Annotated in this window: 21 protein-coding genes; 18 read left to right on the top strand and 3 right to left on the bottom strand. The window is 42.3% G+C overall.

Going from position 1 to position 23,194, the window contains the following annotated elements; genetic code table 11:
* The first annotated feature begins 11 nt into the window (after window positions 1-11).
* From hemH to FNL97_RS14135, 4 genes are all read left to right on the top strand, one after another.
* On the top strand, window positions 12-944 hold the full coding sequence (hemH, locus tag FNL97_RS14150; RefSeq protein WP_012749345.1) for a ferrochelatase: 933 nt from the start codon (window positions 12-14) through the stop codon (window positions 942-944).
* 18 nt (window positions 945-962) lie between these two features.
* Window positions 963-2,387 (top strand): protoporphyrinogen oxidase, encoded by a 1,425-nt coding sequence (gene hemY / locus FNL97_RS14145; RefSeq protein WP_062677435.1) that lies wholly within the window; start codon window positions 963-965, stop codon window positions 2,385-2,387.
* Window positions 2,388-2,481: 94 nt separating this feature from the next.
* Window positions 2,482-3,054: a TetR/AcrR family transcriptional regulator gene (locus tag FNL97_RS14140; RefSeq protein WP_012749347.1), complete on the top strand. Its 573-nt coding sequence runs from the start codon at window positions 2,482-2,484 to the stop codon at window positions 3,052-3,054.
* A 71-nt stretch (window positions 3,055-3,125) separates the two neighbouring features.
* The gene (locus tag FNL97_RS14135; protein WP_143416009.1) at window positions 3,126-5,519 is read left to right on the top strand and encodes a YhgE/Pip domain-containing protein; all 2,394 of its coding nucleotides are present in this window, start codon (window positions 3,126-3,128) and stop codon (window positions 5,517-5,519) included.
* A gap of 149 nt (window positions 5,520-5,668) precedes the next feature.
* Here FNL97_RS14135 and yhfH read toward each other — a convergent pair whose 3' ends face one another.
* Window positions 5,669-5,806, bottom strand: coding sequence for a protein YhfH (yhfH, locus tag FNL97_RS14130; RefSeq protein ID WP_012749349.1), 138 nt, complete (start codon window positions 5,804-5,806; stop codon window positions 5,669-5,671).
* A 149-nt stretch (window positions 5,807-5,955) separates the two neighbouring features.
* Here yhfH and FNL97_RS14125 point away from each other — a divergent pair, with 149 nt between their 5' ends.
* The 5 genes from FNL97_RS14125 (at window position 5,956) to FNL97_RS14105 (ending at window position 11,371) form a co-directional block, all read left to right on the top strand.
* Window positions 5,956-6,690, top strand: coding sequence for an MBL fold metallo-hydrolase (locus FNL97_RS14125; protein ID WP_012749350.1), 735 nt, complete (start codon window positions 5,956-5,958; stop codon window positions 6,688-6,690).
* A 190-nt stretch (window positions 6,691-6,880) separates the two neighbouring features.
* Entirely contained in the window at window positions 6,881-8,419 is a 1,539-nt protein-coding gene (locus FNL97_RS14120) for a fatty acid--CoA ligase family protein (RefSeq protein ID WP_081188635.1), read from the top strand.
* Between the two features lie 136 nt (window positions 8,420-8,555).
* Window positions 8,556-9,548 carry an ABC transporter substrate-binding protein gene (locus tag FNL97_RS14115; protein WP_081188634.1) on the top strand — a complete coding sequence of 331 codons (993 nt, stop codon included), beginning with the start codon at window positions 8,556-8,558 and terminating at the stop codon, window positions 9,546-9,548.
* A 58-nt stretch (window positions 9,549-9,606) separates the two neighbouring features.
* Window positions 9,607-10,611: an ABC transporter permease gene (locus FNL97_RS14110; protein WP_143416008.1), complete on the top strand. Its 1,005-nt coding sequence runs from the start codon at window positions 9,607-9,609 to the stop codon at window positions 10,609-10,611.
* Entirely contained in the window at window positions 10,577-11,371 is a 795-nt protein-coding gene (locus tag FNL97_RS14105; protein WP_143416007.1) for an ABC transporter ATP-binding protein, read from the top strand. The genes FNL97_RS14110 and FNL97_RS14105 overlap by 35 nt, the downstream gene beginning before the upstream one ends.
* A 30-nt stretch (window positions 11,372-11,401) precedes the next feature.
* Here the strand turns inward: FNL97_RS14105 and dat are convergent, their stop codons facing one another.
* Window positions 11,402-12,268 carry a D-amino-acid transaminase gene (gene dat, locus FNL97_RS14100; protein ID WP_012749355.1) on the bottom strand — a complete coding sequence of 289 codons (867 nt, stop codon included), beginning with the start codon at window positions 12,266-12,268 and terminating at the stop codon, window positions 11,402-11,404.
* A 331-nt stretch (window positions 12,269-12,599) separates the two neighbouring features.
* Between dat and FNL97_RS14095 the strand changes: the two genes are divergently transcribed.
* Entirely contained in the window at window positions 12,600-13,319 is a 720-nt protein-coding gene (locus FNL97_RS14095; RefSeq protein WP_012749356.1) for an AzlC family ABC transporter permease, read from the top strand.
* Window positions 13,312-13,617 carry an AzlD domain-containing protein gene (locus FNL97_RS14090; protein WP_012749357.1) on the top strand — a complete coding sequence of 102 codons (306 nt, stop codon included), beginning with the start codon at window positions 13,312-13,314 and terminating at the stop codon, window positions 13,615-13,617. The genes FNL97_RS14095 and FNL97_RS14090 overlap by 8 nt, the downstream gene beginning before the upstream one ends.
* Window positions 13,618-13,886: 269 nt before the next feature.
* Here the strand turns inward: FNL97_RS14090 and FNL97_RS14085 are convergent, their stop codons facing one another.
* A complete protein-coding gene (locus FNL97_RS14085; RefSeq protein ID WP_143416344.1) occupies window positions 13,887-14,477 on the bottom strand; it encodes an SCO family protein in 591 nt (196 codons plus the stop codon).
* A 59-nt stretch (window positions 14,478-14,536) separates the two neighbouring features.
* On the opposite strand from FNL97_RS14085, the gene FNL97_RS14080 reads away from it, so the two are divergent.
* The 7 genes from FNL97_RS14080 (at window position 14,537) to addB (ending at window position 23,194) form a co-directional block, all read left to right on the top strand.
* The gene (locus FNL97_RS14080) at window positions 14,537-15,244 is read left to right on the top strand and encodes a M48 family metalloprotease (RefSeq protein WP_286173387.1); all 708 of its coding nucleotides are present in this window, start codon (window positions 14,537-14,539) and stop codon (window positions 15,242-15,244) included.
* Window positions 15,245-15,355: 111 nt separating this feature from the next.
* The gene (gene aceA, locus FNL97_RS14075; protein WP_143416005.1) at window positions 15,356-16,642 is read left to right on the top strand and encodes an isocitrate lyase; all 1,287 of its coding nucleotides are present in this window, start codon (window positions 15,356-15,358) and stop codon (window positions 16,640-16,642) included.
* A 259-nt stretch (window positions 16,643-16,901) separates the two neighbouring features.
* Window positions 16,902-17,108: a hypothetical protein gene (locus FNL97_RS14070; RefSeq protein ID WP_012749361.1), complete on the top strand. Its 207-nt coding sequence runs from the start codon at window positions 16,902-16,904 to the stop codon at window positions 17,106-17,108.
* A 218-nt stretch (window positions 17,109-17,326) separates the two neighbouring features.
* A complete protein-coding gene (locus tag FNL97_RS14065) occupies window positions 17,327-17,869 on the top strand; it encodes a competence protein ComK (RefSeq protein ID WP_012749362.1) in 543 nt (180 codons plus the stop codon).
* A 336-nt stretch (window positions 17,870-18,205) separates the two neighbouring features.
* Window positions 18,206-18,826, top strand: a complete 621-nt coding sequence (locus FNL97_RS14060) for a TVP38/TMEM64 family protein (RefSeq protein WP_143416004.1) — start codon at window positions 18,206-18,208, stop codon at window positions 18,824-18,826.
* Window positions 18,827-18,846: 20 nt separating this feature from the next.
* Window positions 18,847-19,395: a signal peptidase I gene (lepB, locus tag FNL97_RS14055; RefSeq protein WP_041269824.1), complete on the top strand. Its 549-nt coding sequence runs from the start codon at window positions 18,847-18,849 to the stop codon at window positions 19,393-19,395.
* 298 nt (window positions 19,396-19,693) lie between these two features.
* Entirely contained in the window at window positions 19,694-23,194 is a 3,501-nt protein-coding gene (gene addB / locus FNL97_RS14050) for a helicase-exonuclease AddAB subunit AddB (RefSeq protein WP_286173386.1), read from the top strand.

Here is a 23,194-nt window from a genome sequence, read left to right as displayed (position 1 = left end):
TGTTAGTAAAGATGGCAAAAAAGAAAATGGGATTATTAGTGATGGCGTACGGAACTCCATATAAAGAAGAAGATATTGAACGATATTATACGCACATTCGTCATGGCCGAAAGCCTTCTTCGGAACTATTGGAAGATTTAAAACAACGCTACAAAGCGATTGGCGGAATTTCTCCATTGGCAAAAATTACTCTGGAACAAGCAAAACAATTGGAAAAGCGGCTTAACGACATTCAAGATGACATTGAGTTTCAAATGTACTTAGGATTAAAACATATTGAGCCGTTCGTGGAAGATGCCGTTCGCCAAATGCATGAAGATGGCATAAAAGAAGCTGTGAGCATTGTGCTTGCACCGCATTTTTCAACGTTTAGCATTCAATCGTATAATGAACGGGCAAAAGCGGAAGCAAAAAAATTAGGAGGACCGGTCATTTATACGATTGACAGCTGGCATGATGAACCGAAATTTATCGATTATTGGGTGGAAAAAGTAAAAGAAGTATACGCGTCCATGACCGAAGAAGAACGCGAAAAAGCAGTGCTCATTGTGTCAGCGCATAGCCTGCCGGAAAAAATTATTGCAGCGGGGGATCCGTATCCGCAGCAGCTTGCCGAAACAGCTAAACTAATCGCGGAAAAAGCAGGTGTAAAACATTATGCGGTAGGTTGGCAAAGTGCCGGCAACACACCAGAGCCTTGGTTAGGACCAGACGTACAAGATTTAACGAGACAGCTGCATCAGGAAAAAGGATATACATCGTTTGTTTATGTTCCAGTCGGTTTTGTCGCTGATCATTTGGAAGTGTTGTACGATAACGATATTGAATGTAAACAAGTAACAGAAGAAATCGGGGCAAACTATTATCGGCCGGAAATGCCGAATGCGAATCCAAAATTCATCGATGCATTGGCAACAGTTGTATTAAAACGGATCAAACTTTGATAAAGAAGGCGATGAACAGTGAGTGGCGAAAAACGTACGGTTGTGATCATCGGAGGCGGAATAACAGGAATTGCCGTTGCCTATTATTTGCAAAAAGCAATTAAAGAACAACAGCTTCCTATTGAATGTAAACTGGTAGAAGCGACCCATCGTTTAGGCGGCAAAGTGCAAACAATGATACGTGACGGTTTTGTGATTGAGCGCGGTCCTGATTCGTTTTTAGCGCGGAAAACAAGCGCTTTTCGTCTTGTGCAGGAAGTAGGACTAGAAGACGAGATTGTTCATAACGCGACAGGAAAATCGTACATCTTAGTGAACGGCAAGCTATATCCGATACCAGGCGGAGCCGTCATGGGGATTCCGACACAAATCGGTCCGTTTATCACGACAGGGTTGTTTTCTCCGCTGGGAAAACTGCGTGCTGCCCTTGATTTTATTTTGCCGCCGACAAAAACAGAAGGCGATTTATCATTAGGACAATTTTTCCGCCGCCGATTTGGCGATGAGGTGGTAGATAACTTAATTGAGCCGCTGTTATCTGGCATTTATGCAGGCGATATTGATCAAATGAGTTTAATGTCGACATTTCCGCAGTTCTTTCAATTGGAGCAGCGATACGGCAGCCTGGTGCGAGGTGCAAAACGAACGACGCCGAAAGCAGCAAAACAACGGAAAGGCGCGTTTCAAACATTAAAAACGGGATTGCAATCGTTAGTCGATGAATTGGAAAAACGATTGGAACAAGGCAGTGTCATGAAAGGGGTGCGGGTAGAAAACGTTAGACGCGAAGGAACGGAATATCGTTTGCGTTTAAGCAATGGAGAAGTGTGGAAAGCAGATAGCATTATCGTCGCGATACCGCACTCATCTGTACCAGCGATGTTTGCTGATTATCCGTTTTTCGCGCCGTTTCAATCAGTTCCATCGACGTCGGTAGCAACCGTGGCATTGGCCTTTCCGGAAAGCGCTATTGAACAAGATATTGATGGAACGGGTTTTGTCGTTTCCCGCCGCAATGATTATACGATTACGGCGTGCACATGGACGCATAAAAAATGGCCGCATACCGCACCAAGCGGAAAAGCGCTGTTGCGTTGCTATGTCGGCCGTCCTGGCGATGAAGAAATTGTCGAACAGTCAGATGACGAAATCGTCCGCGTCGTGCTGGATGATTTAAACAAAATTATGCGTATTACGGGACGTCCGGAATTTTTCGTTATTTCGCGATGGAAAAGGGCGATGCCACAATATACGGTAGGCCATAAAGAGCGGCTTGCGAATATAAAAGCACACATGGACTCTGAGCTTCCAGGTGTGTTTTTAGCGGGAAGTTCGTACGAAGGATTAGGGCTGCCGGATTGCATTGCCCAAGGGGAAGAAGCGGTAAAAAAAGTACTCGATTATTTGCAAGTGAGCCATCGAAAGTTTGCGGAGGTTAACTAAAAAGAGTTAACCTCTTTCTTTTTTGTGAAAAATATGTTATGATTTTAGACGTAATGACCAAATTGTTCTTTTAGTCATTCGAAGGATGAGGGAAATGTCTATTGATCGAAAACAACAAATCATTGAAGCGGCTACTAAATCGTTTTCGTTATTTGGTTACAAGGCAACAACGATGGAGCAAATAGCGAAGCTCGCCAATGTCGGAAAAGGCACGATTTATACGTTTTTTAAAAACAAAGAAGACTTATTGGATGCAATTATCTCTTCACTTATTTTAGAAATAAAAAAGTCAGCGGAGCAAGCGATGAATCCCAATCGTCCCTTTTCGGAAAACGTGCATCGCGCCCTGTATCGCATTTTAGAGTTTCGCCAGCAGCATCAATTAACGGCGAAGCTTCTTCAAGAGGTGCGCAATGTCGGAACGGCGGCAGTCCAAGAAGTGATGAAAAAATTAGATTGGGCCATTATCGATTACATTCGTGAGAAAATCGAAATCGCTATAAAAAAAGGAGAAATTCGCGACTGCGATGCTGAAATTACAGCGTTTTTAATGTTAAAAGTATATATCGCATTAATTGTCGATTGGGAGCAAGATCATGATCCGCTGCCGAAAGAAAAAATTGCTGAACTATTTGAGCTTTATTTTTTGAAAGGATTGTCGAAATAGATAGTCCTTCTCTTTTTTACTTAAAAATGACTAAATGGACAAATTGGTCAATTGTATAGAGGAGGGAGAAAATGCGAGGACTCTCATTATTATGGAAAGAGGCGCATGCGATTTTTCGTAATCGAAAGACATTGATATCGATTATTGCTGTTATATGCATTCCGATATTATATAGTGGAATGTTTTTATGGGCGTTTTGGGATCCATACGCTCATCTGGATAAATTGCCTGTTGCCGTGGTGAACAACGACAAAGGAGCAGCGATGAACGGTGAAAAATTGGAAATTGGCGATAAGTTAGTAGAAAAGCTGAAAGAAAACAAGAAATTTGATTGGCATTTTGTTTCTGAAAAAGAAGCGGAAAAAGGATTGCAACATCAAAAGTATTATATGGCCATTGAAATTCCGGAAGATTTCTCGGAAAATGCTACGACTTTACAGAATGAACATCCAAAACCGATGAAACTCATCTATAAGCCAAACGAAGGATTTAACTTCCTATCGGCGCAAATTGGCGATAGTGCCGTAGAGAAGATTAAAGAAGAAGTTTCCAATACGGTGACAGAAACGTATGCGGAAGCGATGTTTGAAAATATCCGCGAGATGGCGAAAGGACTTGATCGGGCTAGCGAAGGTGCAAAACAGCTGCATGACGGCATTCACAAAGCAAATGATGGCGGTGTCTCGCTGCAAAGCGGTCTGCATTCTGCGAAAGAAGGAAGCGGAAAATTAGCGAAAGGAGCGCATGCGGCAAAAAATGGTGCTAATGAGCTTTATAAAAACTTAAAACTGCTCGCTGAAAAATCGCTTACGTTTGAAAATGGATTGCAATCGGCTAGCGAAGGCGCTAATCAGCTAAACGCCGGGCTCTATCAGCTGCAAAATGGTTTTACAAAAATGCAGGACGGCCATTCACGACTATTAGCTGGCGCGAAACAAGTGGAGAATGGTGCGAAACAACTGTCCGGCGGTCTTCATCAATCGCTTGATGGAATGCAACAAATGAAAGGAAACATTCCGTCATTGACACAAGGATCGCAGAATTTACAAAATGGAGCACAAAAGCTTTCCGCATCGATGGAACAATGGAAGCAAGGGGCTGAGAAGACAAATAAAGGAGCTGTCCAAGTAAGCCAAGGATTGGAGAAAGCGGTAGCCCAATTGGACGCGTTAGCAGCACAAGCAACAGATCCAAAGGAAAAAGCGCTATTACAAACTTTGAAAGAACAATTGCTTCCTCTATCGGAAGGAAGCAAACAAGTTGCTCAAGGAATGGAACAGTTATCGAATAGTGCCAGCCAATTAAAAACAGGTGCGGATCAGCTTGCTGCGGGAGCTTCTAGGCTCCATAATGGCCAGCTTGCGTTAAGCGAAGGAGTCGAAAAGCTTTTAGCAGGCCAGCAACAATTAGCAAGCGGTGCTGACGCGCTTGTTGCCGGCCAGTCGGAAGTAGTGCAAGGATTAACAGTGTTTGGAAAAAAATTACAAGAAGGAAAAAATGGTGTTGATCAGTTAGTCGCGGGAAGTGATCGATTGTCTTCTGGCTTGCATCAGCTAGCCCAAGGATCAAACAAATTAAAAGATGGCGCCCATCAGCTTGCGGATGGATCCGGAAAGCTTGCCGATGGCATGAATGACCTTGAAAATGGCACTGTGTCGCTTTCCAACGGCATGAATCAACTTGCTAACGGTTCTGATCAGCTTGTAAGTGGAATGAAAAAATTAGAGGATGGATCGAATGAGTTGGCAGATAAACTAGCTGATGGCGCGAAAAAAGCGAGTGATGTCAAAGCAAATGATGATACTTATAAAATGTTTGCCGATCCAGTGAAAAAGAAAAATGAAAAAATGAATCATGTGCCAAACTATGGTACCGGATTTACACCATACTTCTTATCGCTAGGATTGTTTGTCGGCGCCCTTGTTTTGTCCATTGTGTTTCCATTGCGTGAACCAGCGGACGTGCCAAAATCAGGATTTAGCTGGTTTATTGGGAAATTTGGTATTTTAGTAATTGTTGGGATTATCCAATCATTGCTGGCAGATGCCTTATTACTTGGAGCATTAGACATTCATGTCCAAAGTGTTCCTAGATTTATACTATTTACGATGATCACAAGCATTACGTTTATTGCGTTAATTCAATTCCTAGTGACGACGTTGGCAGATCCGGGGCGTTTTATTGCGATTGTTGTATTAATTTTGCAACTTACAACAAGTGCTGGAACGTTCCCGCTTGAATTGATTCCAGACGTATTGCAATACTTCAATGCTTGGTTGCCGATGACATATTCGGTGCTTGGATTTAAAGCGGTTATTTCTAGTGGAGATTTTGCGTTTATGTGGCATAACGCAGCTGTTTTAGCCTTGTTTATTGCCATTTTCATGGTAGGAACAATTTTATACTTTATTGCACAGCATAAACGTCAGTTTGATAAACAGATGAACGAAGCTTCCGAAGCGTAATGCTTTGGAAGCTTTTTTCATCTACGTTCAACGTTTATGAATGAAGCAGCGCGGACACATATAGATTCAATGACGATCCATACAAAAAAAATTAAAGATGCCTCTAGAGAGAAGCACCTTTACGTATATAGACAGAAACGTTTTTCGTGTTATTGATGATAAACGACGCCTAAACAATTAGTGCATGTGTTTCCGTAGCATTCATGCTGTTCTTCTATTTCTTTGCCGCATTGCACACATTTTTTTGGCGGTAGGTTTTTGAAAAATTCTAACACTTTTACTAACATTGCGATCGCCTCCGTTGTTTTGTTACTTATATTGTATTATAACAGAATGCGATTTGTCAATAACTGTTTTAAAACAAATTTCACCAAAGATGCAAAGTCCACTAAATTTATGTATGATGATAACAGATGAGTACATAAGGAGGAGTACGATGAAAGTTACGGTTATTGGCTATTGGGGAGGTTTTCCAGCAGCGAATGAAGCAACCTCCGGATATTTGTTTGAGCATGACGAATTTCGCTTGTTAGTGGATTGTGGAAGCGGCGTGCTTTCGAAATTGCAAAATTATGTATCTGTCGAAAAATTAAATGCGGTAATCGTATCTCATTATCATCATGACCATGTCGCGGATATCGGTCCATTGCAATATGCGCGGCTGATCAAAAAGAATCTTGGAGTACAATTGCCAGTGCTTCCGATTTACGGGCACCCATTTGATCAAGGGGAATTTGCCCGTCTAGCGCATGAGGGGATTACCGAAGCGGTTGCTTATGATCCGGAACGATCGCTTCAAGTCGGACCGTTTCACATTACCTTTATGAAGACAGTGCATCCAGTTACTTGTTATGCGATGCGAATTACAGCAGGAGATGCAACGGTCGTTTATACGGCTGATTCTAGCTATTTACCGGAGTTTGCGCCATTTGCCGAAAATGCGGATTTGCTTATTTGTGAATGCAATTTTTACGCCGGGCAAAACGCCGCTCCCGCCGGCCATATGACGAGCGAAGAAGCAGCAATGATTGCCCGTGATGCAAACGTAACGGAACTATGGTTAACCCATTTGCCGCATTTTGGAGAGCATACGCAGCTTGTCAGCGAGGCAAATGCAGTGTTTTCCGGCAAAGTGCAGTTAGCGAAAACAGGACTAGTGTGGGAAAAATAGAAAAAGTTTATCCCCCATTCAGCCAATCAAAATGTTTTCTGGAAAAACAAACGACAGTGACTCAATTAGGAGAGCAAGCTTTTTCTTGCTCTCTTTTTTCTTTTTTCTTATAATAAAATCTAGTTAGAATTTTTTAAATTATAAAATGAATGATAATTCATTCAGTATCTTTTATGGGGGAGGGATTTTGGTGAATTTATCATCGCGGCTGGCAGAGGTAGCAGATCAATTGCCGAATAAGGAAGCGTATTGGTTTGAAGGTGAAAGTTGTACATATGGAGAGTTAGATGCGGCGATTTCCAAGTTTTCTAGCGGCCTGTATAACATGGGAATTCGACAAGGTGACCACATCGCCTTGTTAATCGGAAACTCACCATATTTCGTGATTGGATTATACGGAGCGTTGCGGTTAGGAGCAACCGTTATTCCGATTAATCCGATTTATACACCCGATGAAATCAGCTATATTTTGATGAATGGAGATGCAAAGGCGGTTATTGCCTTGGACTTACTCGTTCCGTTGTTTATACAAATGCAAGGACGCTTGCCGCTGCTAGAACATGTGATTATTTGCGAAACTCCGCAAGGAAAAGAAAAAGGAATTTCTTTGCCGGAACAAATGAAATCGTTTACAGATGTACTTCGATCTGGTGATGTGAACTTCCAAGGACCGAAGTTGGCGGATGATGATACCGCGGTAATTTTGTATACATCGGGGACGACAGGAAAACCAAAAGGAGCAATGTTAACCCATAAAAACTTATATAGCAACGCTCAAGATATTGCCAATTATTTAAAAATCAATGAAAACGATCGTGTTATTGCGACATTGCCGATGTTTCATGTCTTTTGTCTAACCGTCGCGCTGAATGCACCGCTAATGAATGGCGGAACGGTGATTATTGTTCCAAAGTTTAGTCCAGCGAAAATTTTCAACATTGCTCGGGAGCAAAAAGCAACGATTTTTGCAGGTGTACCGACGATGTATAACTTCCTGTACCAATATGAAGGCGGAAGCGCGGACGATTTCCGTACGCTTCGTCTCTGCATCTCGGGCGGTTCTTCGATGCCGGTGGCGTTATTGAAAAACTTTGAGAAAAAATTCAAAGTGATCGTTTCGGAAGGATACGGATTGTCGGAAGCATCTCCCGTAACATGCTTTAACCCGCTCGATCGTCCGCGAAAACCTGGATCGATTGGAACAAGCATTATGAATGTCGAAAACAAAGTAGTGAACGAATTTGGCGAAGAAGTGCCAGTCGGAGAAGTCGGCGAACTAGTTGTCCGCGGTCCGAACGTCATGAAAGGTTACTACAAAATGCCGGAAGAAACAGCCCATGCGCTTCGTGACGGTTGGCTTTATACAGGAGATTTAGCAAGAATGGATGAAGAAGGATATTTCTACATTGTCGATCGGAAAAAAGATATGATTATCGTTGGCGGCTATAACGTATATCCGCGTGAAGTAGAAGAAGTTCTATACGGTCATCCAGATGTAGTGGAAGCGGCTGTAGTTGGCGCGCCTGATCCAGATTATGGAGAAACGGTGAAATGTTTTGTCGTTTCGAAAAATCCGCAATTAACGGAGGAAATGCTCATCGAATACTGCCGCAAGCATCTAGCAAAATATAAAGTTCCAAGCTCCATTGAGTTTTTAGATGAATTGCCGAAAAATACAACAGGAAAAATTTTGCGGCGTGCATTAAAAGAACTCTCATCCAAGTTGTAAAAAGTACCGAATTTTCGGTACTTTTATTTTTTTCTTAAAATATATAGTTGAAAATAGAATAATAAATTTATATAATTTAATGCATAAAAGCTAAAAAGTATAAAAGCGATAAAGTATTGTTTGCTAGGGGGATGGGATGATGAAAAAAAGGATTCAACAAATCGCAATGTTATGTTCGGCAAGTTTTTTATTATTGAGCGGGTGCGGTGCGAAAGAAACAAGTAAAAGTGAAGGAAACAAAGAGAAAACATATCGCATCGGGGTAACACAAATTGTGGAGCATCCATCATTGGACGAGGCGTTAAAAGGATTTAAGCAAGCGTTGAAAGATAAGGGGCTTTCCGTTTCCTATGATGTACAAATTGCCCAAGGAGATATGAACAATAACCAAACGATTGCCAATAATTTTGTTTCCGATCAAGTTGATTTAATTTTTGCTAACTCCACTCCAAGCGCTCAAGCAGCGTTGAATGCGACAAAAGATATTCCGATTGTGTTTACTTCTGTTACTGACCCGGTTGGAGCACAGCTTGTACAATCAATAGAAAAACCTGGAGGGAACGTCACTGGAACGACCGATACGCATCCTGATGCGATTCCGAAAACAGTGCAGTTTATTGATAAATACGTAAAAGGAAATCGCGTTGGCATGATTTATAACTCTGGAGAGCAAAATTCAGTGGCGCAAGTCGAAACCGTCAAAAAGGCGATGAAAGGAACAGATTTAAAAATTGTTCCTGTTTCTGTATCGACAACGGCTGAGGTGAAACAAGCAGCGGAATCACTTGTCGGCAAAGCGGACTGCATTTACATCATTACGGATAATACGGTTGTTTCCGCGCTCGAGTCGGTGATCCAAGTAGCAAGCGACCATGATATTCCATTGTTTGCCGGTGAATTAGATTCGGTGAAACGCGGCGGGTTTGCCGCTTACGGGTTTGACTATTATGACATTGGATATGAAGCAGGAGAGATGGCTGTACAAATTCTTAAAGATGACAAAAAACCATCTGATCTGCCTGTGCAATATCCGAAGAAGTTGAAGCTGCTTATTAACAAAAAAGCGGCAAAAGATATGGGCATCGAGCTTAACCCAGAATGGGATTCCATTGCAGAATATATTGAATAAATAAATATAGTGCATCCCTCCTTTAAGGAGGGATGTACTTTCAAAGGACGGGAGCATTATGTCAACAGCGATTTTTAGTGCGATTGAAGCAGGATTTATTTATGCGATTATGGCGTTAGGAGTGTATTTATCGTTTCGTATTTTAGATTTTCCTGATTTAACGGTAGATGGAAGCTTTGTGACCGGGGCGGCGGTGGCGTCTGTGCTTATTATTAACGGAACGAATCCGTTTCTTGCCTCTGCCGCCGCGTTGTTAGTCGGGTTTGCTGCTGGTTCGATCACCGGAATATTGCATACGAAAGGGAAGATTAATCCGCTATTATCGGGAATTTTAATGATGATTGCACTTTATTCTATCAATCTGCGGATTATGGGGCGTTCGAACGTTCCGCTTTTACAGCAAGACACGGTAATGACGGCGATGACGGAAGCATGGCAAAATGCAGGGCTAGACAAAGCGATCAACAGCATGATCTCTTTTGCCGGGTTTGTACCGCGCACATGGGCGATTTTCGTGACGATGGCTTTTGTTGCCATAGTTATCAAACTGCTTCTTGATCAGTTGCTGAAAACGGAAATTGGCTTAGCACTGCGCGCAACGGGCGACAATAAGCAAATGGTTTCTAGCTTCTCCGCCAATACCGATTGGCTGACGATTTTTGGACTTGGCTTATCTAATGCGCTCGTTGCTTTTTCGGGAGCGCTTGTCGCGCAATATGGAGGGTTTAGCGATGTCGGTATGGGAATCGGCATGATTGTCATCGGGCTTGCTTCGGTCATTATCGGGGAAGCGTTGTTCGGAGCGCGTACGATTGCGCGTGCGACATTAGCGGTCATCGGTGGAGCGATTGTATACCGCGTCATTTTAGCGCTTGCCTTGCGTGTGCAGTTTTTGGAAACCGGAGACGTAAAGCTCATTACGGCGGTTATTGTAATAGTTGCTCTCATTGTTCCAAACATTGTCGCAGCGCAAAAAGAAAAACGGAGCAAAAAGCGCAAAACACAAGCACAAGAGAGGGGGGAGCGCGTTGCTGAAGCTCAAACAGATTACAAAAGTATTTAACGAGGGAACGATTGATGAAAAAGTAGCGTTGCAGCCGATTAACTTAACATTAGCTCCCGGTGATTTCGTCACGATCATCGGAAGCAATGGCGCGGGAAAATCGACGATGATGAACATTATTTCTGGCCGGCTCTTCCCCGACACTGGTTCTGTCTGGATTAATGGAAAGGATGTAACGGCACTGAGGGAACATGAACGCGCCCGCTATATCGGCCGCGTGTTTCAAGACCCGCTCGCCGGTACGGCGCCGAATATGACGATTGAAGAAAATTTGGCGCTTGCCTATAATCGCACGAAGCGGCGAACGCTCAAATTCGGGGTGACGAAAAAACGGCGCGATTTTTTCCGTGAGACGCTAGAGGCGCTCCACCTTGGTTTGGAAAACCGCTTAACCGCGAAAGTCGGGCTATTGTCTGGAGGAGAACGCCAAGCGTTGTCGCTTTTAATGGCCACATTTACGAAACCGGATTTGCTCCTTTTGGATGAGCATACGGCGGCGCTTGATCCAGCGCGTGCAGAGTTAATTACGGAGCTGACGAAAGAAATCGTAGAAAAATATAAACTGACGACATTAATGGTTACGCACAATATGGAACAAGCGCTTCGCTTGGGCAACCGTCTGATTATGATGGACCGTGGGCAAATTATTTTCGAAGCGAGCGGCAAAGAAAAGCAATCATTGACGGTTGAACGTCTATTACAAGAATTTCAGCGCATCCGCGGAAGCCAATTCGCTAGCGACCGCGCCGTGCTAGGATAATAGAAAAGCGGGGAACGATTCCCCGCTTTGTTATTTTGCGTTTTTAACAGCAAGCCCCGCCGCTTTTTCATATGCCGCTTGAAGTTTTCTTGTAACCTCTCCTGGCTTCCCGTCGGCAATGAGTTGCTCTTCGACTTGGATGATTGGAATAATGCTTGATGTGGTGCTTGTTAAAAACATTTCATCCGCTTGGGCAATATCTTCGATGGAAAACGCTTCTTCGACGAATGGAATGTGAAATAAATCGCAAAATTCTTTCACTTTCATGCGGATAATGCCGTTTAAAATGCGCTCTGTCGCTGGGTGGGTGTAAACTTTTCCGTCTTTGACAAGGAAAATATTTGAGGAGCTGCCTTCGGTAATATCTCCGTCTCGGTAAAAGATTGCCTCAAACGCCCCGCGTTCCGTTGCTTCTTGTTTTGCCAGCACGTTCGGTAGAAGATTTAAACTCTTAATATAGCAATATTCCCAGCGGACATCCCTTGTTAAAATCGTACGCACTCCATTTTCGATTTCTCGTATTTTTCTTGGCATTTCCCGAATATAGGCGTACAAATTCGGACGATTCTCGGCCGGAAACGCGTGGTTGCGTGGGAAGCTCCCTCTTGTCACCTGAAGATAGAGAATCGCGTCTTCTTTCACATTGTTCATTTCCCGCAGCAGTTCCAGCTTTTCCATCAGCACATCTTTGTCAAAAGGAACAGAAAGGCGAATCGCCGCCGCAGAACGGTATAGGCGGTCGATATGCTCCTCAAGCAAAAAATACGTTCCTTGATAGATGCGCGCGACTTCATAAACCCCATCGCCAAACTGCAGCCCCCGTTCTTCCATTGGATAGGTTACTTCATGACGGGGAAGAAATTGTTTTTCCGTTAGTACGTACCGCTTTAACGTCATCGGTTCCAGCTCCTTTTTTCAGAAGTGTGAAAATTCAATTTATTATCAGTATATCACGAACAAAAAAGAGCAGCTTATAGCAATTCTTTTTTTACTAAGGTGATACCCATCTTCATCAATATGTCCCCTATAAAACATTGCTGGAATATAGAAAGACATGCCGCCGTTTTGATTGATGCTTTTTCGTTATTTAACAAGAGATTGGGAATCTGTGAAGGAGAGATCGCAGTTCTAATATATCCCCGTCGAATCATGATGAACTGATTATTGCAAAAAATAAACAATTTTTAGATAATATTACGTAAAGCTAGACAGAAACGGGGGATTCATCGTGGAAACGACATTGGCAGCGGGAAAATCATCGCCGTTTCGCCAAGGCGTGCAAGCAGGGGTGACGATTGCGATTGGCTATATGCCGATTGCGCTGATGTTTGGGTTTCTCGCGAAAACAACGGGATTAACGCCCGCGGAAACGGTGCTGATGAGCGTTATTGTGTTTGCTGGAGCTTCCCAGTACATTGCGTTAAACTTGCTTTCCATTGGCACGGGAATGTTTGAAATTGTGTTGACAACGTTTATTTTAAACATTCGCCATTTTCTTATGTCGGCTTCGTTAAATGAAAAAGCGGAACCGGACGTTCTTTGGAAAAAGGCGCTCTATGCATTTGGCATTACGGACGAAACGTTTTCCGTGGCGGCGATGAAAGAAGGGACCGTGACCGCCTCTTATATGTTTGGACTTATTTTGATGTCATACGGCAGCTGGGTGGTGAATTCGGGCATCGGTTATCTTGTCGGCGACAGCTTGCCGCAAAGCTTGCAAAAAAGCATGTCGGTCGCTCTATATGCGATGTTTATCGGTTTGCTCGTTCCAGCGTTGAAAAAGCAGCGAAAAATCATTTTGCTTGCGGGAATGGCCGCAGTCATCAATTCGCTATGCATGCTTCTCTTGCATATTTCCAAAGGGTGGTCAATTGTGATTGCGACATTAGCGGCAGCAATTGCCGTGCAATGTTTCGCGAAAGAAAGTGAGGCGGAACAAGATGAATAGCGCGATCGTTTGGATGATTATCGGTATGGGGCTTGTGACATATATTCCGCGTATGCTTCCGCTTGTCGTGTTTCAGCGCGTCAAGCTGCCGCTGTTTTGGCAAGGTGTCTTGAAAAACGTTCCGTATGCGACGTTAGGTGCGCTTATCGTTCCAGGAATCTTTTTCATCCATGAAGATATTTGGTTTGGCATTCTTGGCTTTATAAGCGCATTTGTGGCGGCATGGCTCGGCGCGAACGTTATCATTGTCGTTCTCGTATCTGTGGCGGTGTTGAGCATTTATGCGCTGCTTGCATAAATGGTCAATAGAATGATGAACGCAGTAAAAAGGTAAGCCAAACATATTTCTGTTCCTAATATGTGCTTACCTTTTTTATTGCTAAAATGGAAAGGCAGATGGAGTGGGAGTGGCGGCAACAGAATAAGAGTGCTTCGGTTGACACTCATATGTTGATAAAAGCAGAGAGCGCAGGAAACAAGCAATCGTCTTGTGAACAGTTTGATATATAAAATAAAAAGCTTCAGCTCATCACAAGACTGAAGCTTTTTACTAGGATGATCCTTGTTTTATTTTATTTCGTCCATAATCGTCTCATAAACTTCCTGTACGTTAAATCGTTCTTTTCCCATGCCAAATTGTTCAATAACGCGCCCGTTTTCATCTAATAAGTAGGTTAACGTCGTATGGACAAGCATGCCGTTTCCAGGGTCGCGATATTGGAAATCAAAAGCATCGGCGACTTTTTTTGTATCTGCTTCATTTCCCCGCAAAAACAGCCAGCCTTCATTGCCGTTGGTGACTCCGTACGATTTCGCATATGCTTGCAGCTTTTCCGGAGTATCCCGCTTCGGATCGATGGTAATCGTAATAAACTCGACATTTTTCCCAAACACGTGCTCTTTTTCTAGTTTTGCGCGTAATTTTGTCATTTGAAATGTCGTATTCGGACAAACGTCCGGGCAATTTGTATACATAAATTCAAGCAAGCGAACTTTCGGTTTCATATCACTAAAACGATATTCATCCTCCCATGCTGTTTCCATTACAACATCGCTAGGCAGTTCCATCTTTGCCTGCCGATATACGGTGAAATAAAATGCTCCGGCACCAACACAAAGAATAAACAAGATGGTTAGCGATAAATACAATTTTTTCACCATTATCACTCTCCTATGTTTATCATAAAGGAAAATAGTCATTTATACGGATGATATTTGTGACAGTTCTTTGGCGTTCTAATTATGGCGAAGTTGACTACACTAAAGCAGTGTTGGTTGCTAAAAAGGAGGTTGCAAGTAATGAAAAAGTCGTTCGTTGGATACTCTTCATTTATGTGCTGTATGGAATAGGAATGGCATGGTATTTATTTGTTGCTGATACATCGATTCCGCCAGAGTGGAAAGGAACGAGCGCCGATCCGTCGACATTTTTAACATCAAGAGAGCAAATGTTAAGCGAAGAATATTCGAGGTGGAAGGATCTTTTATTTTTTCTCGCCGTTCCGTACGAATGGCTAATTTATTTTTGTCTCTTGGCGCTCGGTGTTGCTAAAGCGTTGCAAACGTGGGTGGAGCGAGCAACAAAGTGGTTTACGCTTCGATCCGTCCTATATGTATTTTGGTTATCCCTCATTGTGGCGGCATTTTCGCTTCCTCTAAATTTTGTCGGCTATCATCTTTCCCGCGCATATGGCATTAGCACGCAATCGGTATCAAGTTGGTTGAAGGATGAGCTGACCAATTTTTTTGTTGATACGGTGCTGTTTATGTTGATTGCAACAGTATTGTATTGGCTCCTTCGCCGCTTTGAAAGGCGCTGGTGGCTGTATGCGTGGGTGTTATGCGTGCCATTTATGATTTTTTTATGTTCATTCAGCCGGTTTACGGAAAAAACAGTGACAAAGCAAAAAAGATTTCCTTTTTGAAATTCTTTTTAAAAAATTTCAAAAAAACTGTTTTCTTTTTTGTGATTCTGTTATATAATAACAACGTACAAAACGATAATGTATTATAACAATAGAGATGGGGGAAGAGAAATGGCTAGTTTTGAAGAACGCGTAAAACAATTGGAAGAAAGTTGGAAAAATGAAGAGCGTTGGAAAGGGATTGTTCGTCCTTATAGCGCAGAAGATGTCATTAAATTGCGCGGCTCGATTGATATTGAATATACATTAGCTCGTCGCGGAGCAGAGAAACTTTGGAAATTGTTAAATACGGAAGATTACATCAATGCTCTTGGGGCGTTAACTGGAAACCAAGCAGTTCAGCAAGTGAAAGCCGGTTTAAAAGCAATTTATTTAAGCGGATGGCAAGTAGCGGCAGATGCAAACCTTGCAGGGCAAATGTATCCAGACCAAAGCTTATATCCGTCCAATAGCGTACCTCATGTGGTGAAACGGATTAATCAAGCGCTGCAGCGCGCCGATCAAATTCAATATTTGGAACAAAGCGGAGATATCGATTATTTCGTACCGATTGTTGCGGATGCAGAAGCTGGTTTTGGCGGTCAATTAAATGTGTTTGAATTGATGAAAGCGATGATTGAAGCAGGTGCAGCAGGTGTTCACTTCGAAGACCAGCTTTCTTCGGAGAAAAAATGCGGTCACTTAGGCGGAAAAGTGTTGCTTCCAACGCAAACAGCGGTACGTAACCTAATTGCGGCACGTCTTGCAGCAGATGTCATGGGTGTACCGACTGTGTTGATTGCACGTACAGATGCGAATGCGGCGGATTTAATTACGAGCGATATCGACTCTCGTGACCAAGAATTTATTACTGGTGAACGGACACCGGAAGGATTTTACCGCACGAGAGCAGGGCTTGACCAAGCGATTGCTCGCGGCTTAGCGTATGCGCCGTATGCGGATTTAATCTGGTGCGAAACAAGCGAGCCAAACTTAGAAGAAGCGCGTCGTTTCGCAGAAGCGATTCATGAAAAATTCCCAGGCAAAATGCTCGCTTACAACTGCTCGCCATCATTTAACTGGAAGAAAAAATTGGATGACGAAACGATTGCAAACTTCCAAAAAGAACTCGCAAAAATGGGCTACAAATTCCAATTCGTTACACTCGCTGGTTTCCATACATTAAACTACAGCATGTTCGAATTGGCACGCGGATACAAAGAGCGCGGCATGGCGGCATATGCAGAATTGCAACAAGCAGAATTTGCCGCAGAAAAATATGGCTACACGGCAACAAGACATCAACGCGAAGTGGGTACTGGTTACTTCGATGAAGTAGCGCAAGTGATTTCCGGCGGTCAATCATCGACAGTTGCGTTGAAAGGTTCGACAGAAGAAGAACAATTTACGACAGCATAAGGGAAAAATGGGGGATTTCATATAGAAGAAACAAGGGCATGCTTGACATAAGCGTGCCCTTTTGTTATCGAGATGATATATAGAAATGATAAAATTAGACAAGAAAGTATACATATTCCTGTAAAAATATGCTAGAAGATCATATGATCGCTTTTTATGGTTGCCTTCCCAATGAAATATTACAAAATAACAACATTCCTTCTAGTTTTGTATAATTTGGAAATACTAACACATCCTAAACATGGGAGGCGATTATCATATGCAAAAGGAAAATGAAAAAAGAGAAATGCCATTTGAGCCAACGTTGCATCCAGAGTTTCGCATAAGTACAGATTTTCATTTTCAGCAGGCATTTTTGAATGAGGAAACATATGCTGGAGGTTCGATTGGCGAGCATACAGCTATTGAACAAGCAAATGAATATTTAGCGGAAGAAGAAATTCGGCAAACATTTCATAATTCATGAACCTCTTCCGCTTTCATTCCATTAATAAGTGGAAGAGTTCGCGAGAGATTAGCCATTCTAAAAACACCTTTCTCCCATGACTTTGGTCATGGGATTTATTATTTAACGTGATTTTCATCATAAAAATTGTTCATTGTTTTTTGAAAATATAGAAAAATATAACTATTAATGATATGATGGAATTAGGTACAATGTATAAGAGAGGAGAGAAATTTGTAATGAAAGTAAATGAGTTTATCGTCCTGAATAAATTTATTATTAGCCGCTATACCATGGCGGTTTTACCGCATCACTTACATGGTAATTTCTACGCAAAAGTTGTGGAAGAAGATGGCGAGTATATTGTTAAAATGAGGCCAATTGATATTATTAAACGCAGCTGCGACTATTATGGTTCTAGTTTTCGAGGCAGAAAAGAAGGCACCCGAGCTGTCATCGGCATTACGCATAAAGCGCCGATCGCAATCGAACCGCTCAACGAAATTTACGTTTTCCCAACGATTTCCCCTAGTGATTCCCGCTGTGTTTGGCTATCACACATTCACGTATATAAATATGAGCCCACAAAAAATGATCAAACAATCGTCTATTTTACCAACGAAAAAAGTATTTTACTTGATGTTTCCTACCACTCTTTTGTCAATCAACTTTATCGTACGGCACAGCTCAGAACGAAACTAACAGAGCGAATGGAAGCAAGAGAACGTAAACTGCAGTATGTGTTTCGGATGAATCATTCTAAAGGGTGGTTGCAGCAATAGTTTTTTAAAAAGCCGAAAAATCTCCCACTTCAGCGGATTTTCTTCATCGCAAGTAAGTGGGAGAAAAACGGCTCTTGCAGCTGTTATTTTTTCATTACTATTATTACTATATAGGTTGTAATAAAGAATTTCCGATCTCCATGTCCCGTCTTTATCACCTGACAAGCTGGCACGGTAACAAGAAGAGCGAACAATGCCATGTAAAACAAAATTGCAACTTATATATTTAATCATTTTCCATTGTTTTGATCATTCATATCCATAAAGATTAGTTCAAATTCCCCTTAGAAGTGTGTAAAATAAATATATAGCATATAATATGAATGGGGAGTATAAATGGACATCGAAGCAATCAAACAATGGTTTACCCTTGACAACGCACTATCCAAGCTGGAGCAGTATCGCTCCTTTGGAGTGTTCCCAGGAATTGCAGCAACGTTGTTGGAATCGTTTTTTCCTGTTTTACCAATGTTTGTTTTCGTTATGGCAAATGCGGCAGCATTTGGTTTGTGGAAAGGTTTCCTTATTTCGTGGATCGGCGCCTGTCTCGGTTCCATTCTCGTTTTTTGGCTTACACGAAAAATTGGACAAAAGCGTTTTTTTCGTTTTGTAAGCCGCCATCGAAAAGTCAGGCAGTTTATGCACTGGATTGAGCGTCATGGTTTTGGCCCAGTGTTTTTAATATATTGTTTTCCGTTTACTCCATCAGCGGTCGTCAATGTTGTTGCAGGGTTGTCGCGGATAAGCCAGCAGCAATTTATTTTAGCCGTATTATTGGGAAAGATGGTAATGATTTTTACAATTAGTTTTATTGGATATGATATTGCCGCGCTTGTGAAACAGCCGTTGCGTACAGTCGCGATAGCGGTTGTTATCGCAATGTTATGGTATGCTGGAAAGAAAGTGGAAGCGAAGTTTTCGATAACTGAAAAACGGTATAATGAGGGAGATGGATAATGGCAGGTGGCGATTGGAACATGGGGGAGAAGAGACGGCGGTGGCGCAGGTCATTTCTTTTCGGAGGTGCACTCACTTTTATTTTGGTATTACGGTTTCTTTGCTTCACCAACTATATGGTGGAGGGGAAATCGATGATGCCGACATTGCAAGAAGGAAATTTGTTGATTGTAAATAAACTAAGTTATCAAATTGGCGATATTCATCGGTTTGATGTTGTCGTCTTTCATGCGAACGAAAAGGAAGATTACGTAAAACGCGTGATCGGACTGCCTGGTGATCAAATTGAATATAAAAATGATGTGCTATATATTAACGGAAAAAAAACCAATGAACCGTATTTACAACCGTATAAACAAAAATTGATTGGCGGAAAGTTGACGGGAGATTTTACGCTGGAAGAACTTACAGGGAAAAAGAGAGTGCCGGAAGGATATATTTTTGTCCTTGGCGATAACCGGTTAAGCAGCTGGGACAGCCGGCATTTCGGATTCGTGAAAATAAGTCAAGTAGTAGGAAAAGTTGATTTGCGCTATTGGCCTGTTCAACAATTTTCTGTCCGATTTTGATATAGTTTAAAAATTTTGTTTGGAGTGGAAATGAATTTCTATTTGCGGCAGTAAACGCATGGCTATAAAATGATAGAAGAACGGACGCCTTTGGAACGAGGGGAAGTGTAAAACGGTTTTTTAGTTTATCGCTTGGCGAAAACTTCAAATCGCTTAAGTTCAAACGAAGTGAAGTGGCGGGTAGTTCGCGTAAAAGGTATTCATCGATGCGGTATAGCTCGTGAATACTATTTTTTCTTCCAGAATACGAACATATGTGCTAAAATGAAGGAAATAATAGAAAATGAAGGTGATATCGATGTCGCTTCGATTTCTTTTAGGAAGATCGGGAAGTGGAAAAACAACAACGTGCTTAAATGAAATTCGTCGTAAATTAAAAGAAGAGCCAAAAGGGAATCCGATTATTTATCTTGTTCCAGAGCAAATGACGTTTCAATCAGAATATGCGTTAATACATACACCAGGATTAGGTGGAATGATCCGGGCGCAAGTTTTTAGCTTTACACGGTTAGCATGGCGTATTTTGCAGGAAACTGGCGGAATGAGTCGATACCATGTGAATGATATCGGAATGCAGATGATGATTCGAAAAATTGTCGAACAAAAGAAACAACAATTGAAATTATTTGGCCGCGCCGTTGATAAAACAGGCTTTATCAAACAGCTTCACGACATGATTACAGAATGTAAACGTTATTGTGTTACTCCACAGCATCTTCGCGAACATGTAAAAGCGCTGACGGAACAAGGAAAAAAGCCGGCTGAAAAGGTGTTAGCCGATAAATTAAACGATATATCCATCATTTATGAGGAACTAGAGAGAAGTTTATTGAACCATTACATAGATTCGGAGGATTATTTGCGGTTGCTTTCCGAAAAAATCCCGCAATCCCGCTATTTGCGTAATGCAGAAATCTATATTGATGGGTTCCACCAATTTACACCACAGGAGTATATGGTGCTTGAACAGCTGCTTATTCATTGTAAACGTGTTACTGTGGCATTAACAGTAGATGCGCCTTACGATGACCGATTGCCAAATGAATTGCATTTATTTTATTTAACGGCAAAAACTTATCATGATATTCGCCAAATGGCGCTCTTAAATGATGTTGCCATCGAAGAAACCATGATTTTAGATAGAAATATGCGCCATCAAGAAAAAGCACTTGCTCATCTTGAAGCGTATTATCATGAGCGCCCCGCGGTTGTCTATTCAGAAGAGACAGAGGCGGTTAATGTGTATGAAGCGGCAAACCGCCGCGCGGAAATCGAAGCGATTGCTCGAGAAATCGTTCATCTTGTGCGTGACAAAGGATATCGTTATCGTGATATTGCTTTGATTGTTCGCAATACGGAAGATTATCGCGATTTAGTGAAAACCATTTTTTATGATTTTCATATTCCTTATTTTATGGATGAAAAAGAGCCGATGCATCATCACCCACTTATTGAATTGCTGCGGGCCAGCATGGAAATTATTACATCGCGCTGGCGTTATGAATCGGTATTTCGCGCCATTAAAACCGATTTATTATTTCCAGTGGAAGAAGATATCGTTGCGTTGCGAGAAGCGATGGACCAGCTAGAAAATTATGTTCTCGCATACGGAATTAAAGGAGAAAAATGGACAAATGGTGAACGTTGGACATACCGCCGCTACCAGGCATTAGAAGGATTATCCATCCCGCAAACAGATGAGGAAAAGCAATACGAAGAAAAGTTAAACGAATGGCGTGATATAATTGCAGCTCCGCTCTCTAAGCTAGAGCGCCGAATGCGTAGAGCGAAAGGCGGCAGAAGCCTTTGTGAAGCGATTTATTTATTCTTAGAAGAATTGCAAATTCCTAGAAAACTAGAAAAAATGAGCAAAGAAGCGGAAGAACAAGGCAGGTTGATGGAAGCAAGACAGCATGAGCAAGTATGGAATGCGGTGATTGATTTATTAAACCAATATGTAGAAATGTTAGGAGATGAATCGATACCGGTAGCAGAGTTTGCGAAAATCATCGAAACAGGGCTTGACCGTCTCGAATTTTCGCTTGTTCCACCCGCGATGGACCAAGTGATTATTGCCCAATTAGACCGTTCTCGTCTTATTGATGTAAAATGCGCATTTATTATTGGCGTAAATGAAGGTATCATTCCGGCGAAAGCAAAAGAAGACGGATTGCTGGCGGAAACGGAACGGGAACTTTTACAGCAGTTTGGAACGAGAGTTGCTCCAGGAGGAAGAGAACAATTATTTTATGAACCGTTTTTCATTTATTTAGCATTAACGAGTCCAAGCGAGCGGCTATATGTGACCTATCCGCTGGCAAATGAAGAAGGAAAAGCGCTCTCTCCTTCGATCATTATTAAGCATCTTACTGATTTATTCCCGAATTTGCAAAAGCGTGTCTGCGGAAATGATCCGCTTGATGCGCCGTTTGCGGAACAACATGAATTTGTCACTGTTCCGCGTGCGACGTTAACATATCTTGTAACACAACTGCAAGCATGGAAACGGAATTACTCGATTGCGCCGCTTTGGTGGGATGTATATAACTTTTACGTAAGTGATCAACAATGGAGAAGTCACGCGCGCAAAGCGATTGCAGGGGTATTTTATACGAATGAGGCAACGCCGTTGAAAAAAGAAATTAGCAAGCGATTGTACGGCAAAAAAATTCAGGCGAGCGTATCGCGCATGGAGCAATTTCAAAAATGCCCGTTTTCCCATTTTGTTTCCCATGGCTTACGGTTAAAGGAACGGGCTGTTTTTCGGCTCGATGCTCCTGACATTGGACAACTATTTCACTCTGCGCTGAAAATTATTTCCGACCGCCTTCGCGAAGCAAAAATTGATTGGCGCCATTTGTCCAAACAGCAGTGTGAGCAGCTGTCAATGGAAGCGGTGGAACAAATCGCACCGCTCATTCAGCAGCAAATATTGCTTAGTTCCAATCGCTACTATTATATGAAACGAAAGCTGCAAAACGTTATTGCGCGGACAACGAATGTATTAAGCGAGCACGCGAAAGCAAGCAGTTTTGTGCCGATTGGCCTTGAGTTGGAGTTTGGACCAAATGGCGTGCTTCCACCGCTTACGTTCCGGCTTCCGGACGGTACGGTGATGGAGCTTGTCGGACGAATTGACCGCGTTGATAAAGCGGAAAGTTCAAGGGGAGTGCTATTGCGCGTCATTGACTATAAATCTAGCGCCAAAACGCTGAATTTAACGGAAGTATATTACGGCCTTGCGCTGCAAATGCTCACTTACTTGGACATTGTGCTCACTTATGCAGAACAGCTAGTCGGCAAGGAAGCTTTTCCGGCCGGGATTCTTTATTTCCATGTGCACAATCCAATTATTAAAAGCGATCAGCTCCTTTATGATGAAAAAGAAGTGGAACGAAAGCTGTTGGAACAATTTAAAATGCGCGGGCTTTTGCTCGGGGATGTGGAAGCAATCCGCTTGATGGACACGCAAATGGAGGAAGGAAAATGGTCGTTAATCGTTCCAGCCCAAATTACGAAAAAAGGCGCTATTCATTCCAGCTCATCGGTGGTCAGTGAAGAAGATTTTTCGCGTCTTCGCCAACATATCCGCCAGCTGTTTCAAACCATTGGCATTCAAATCGTCGACGGAATCGTCGACATTTCGCCATACAAGTTAAATGAACAGACGCCTTGCGAGTTTTGTGCATTTAAGTCGGTTTGTCAGTTTGATGAATCGTTTTCAAATAATCGCTATCGCTTGTTAGTTCCGGAAGAAAACCGCGAAATTGTTCAAAAATTTTCAGAAGGGAAGGACTGA

Source organism: Geobacillus sp. E263 (assembly GCF_007197795.1).
GTDB lineage: Bacteria > Bacillota > Bacilli > Bacillales > Anoxybacillaceae > Parageobacillus_B > Parageobacillus_B toebii.
Note: the sequence above shows the minus strand (reverse complement) of the source record. Positions and strands in the feature narration are given on the sequence as shown.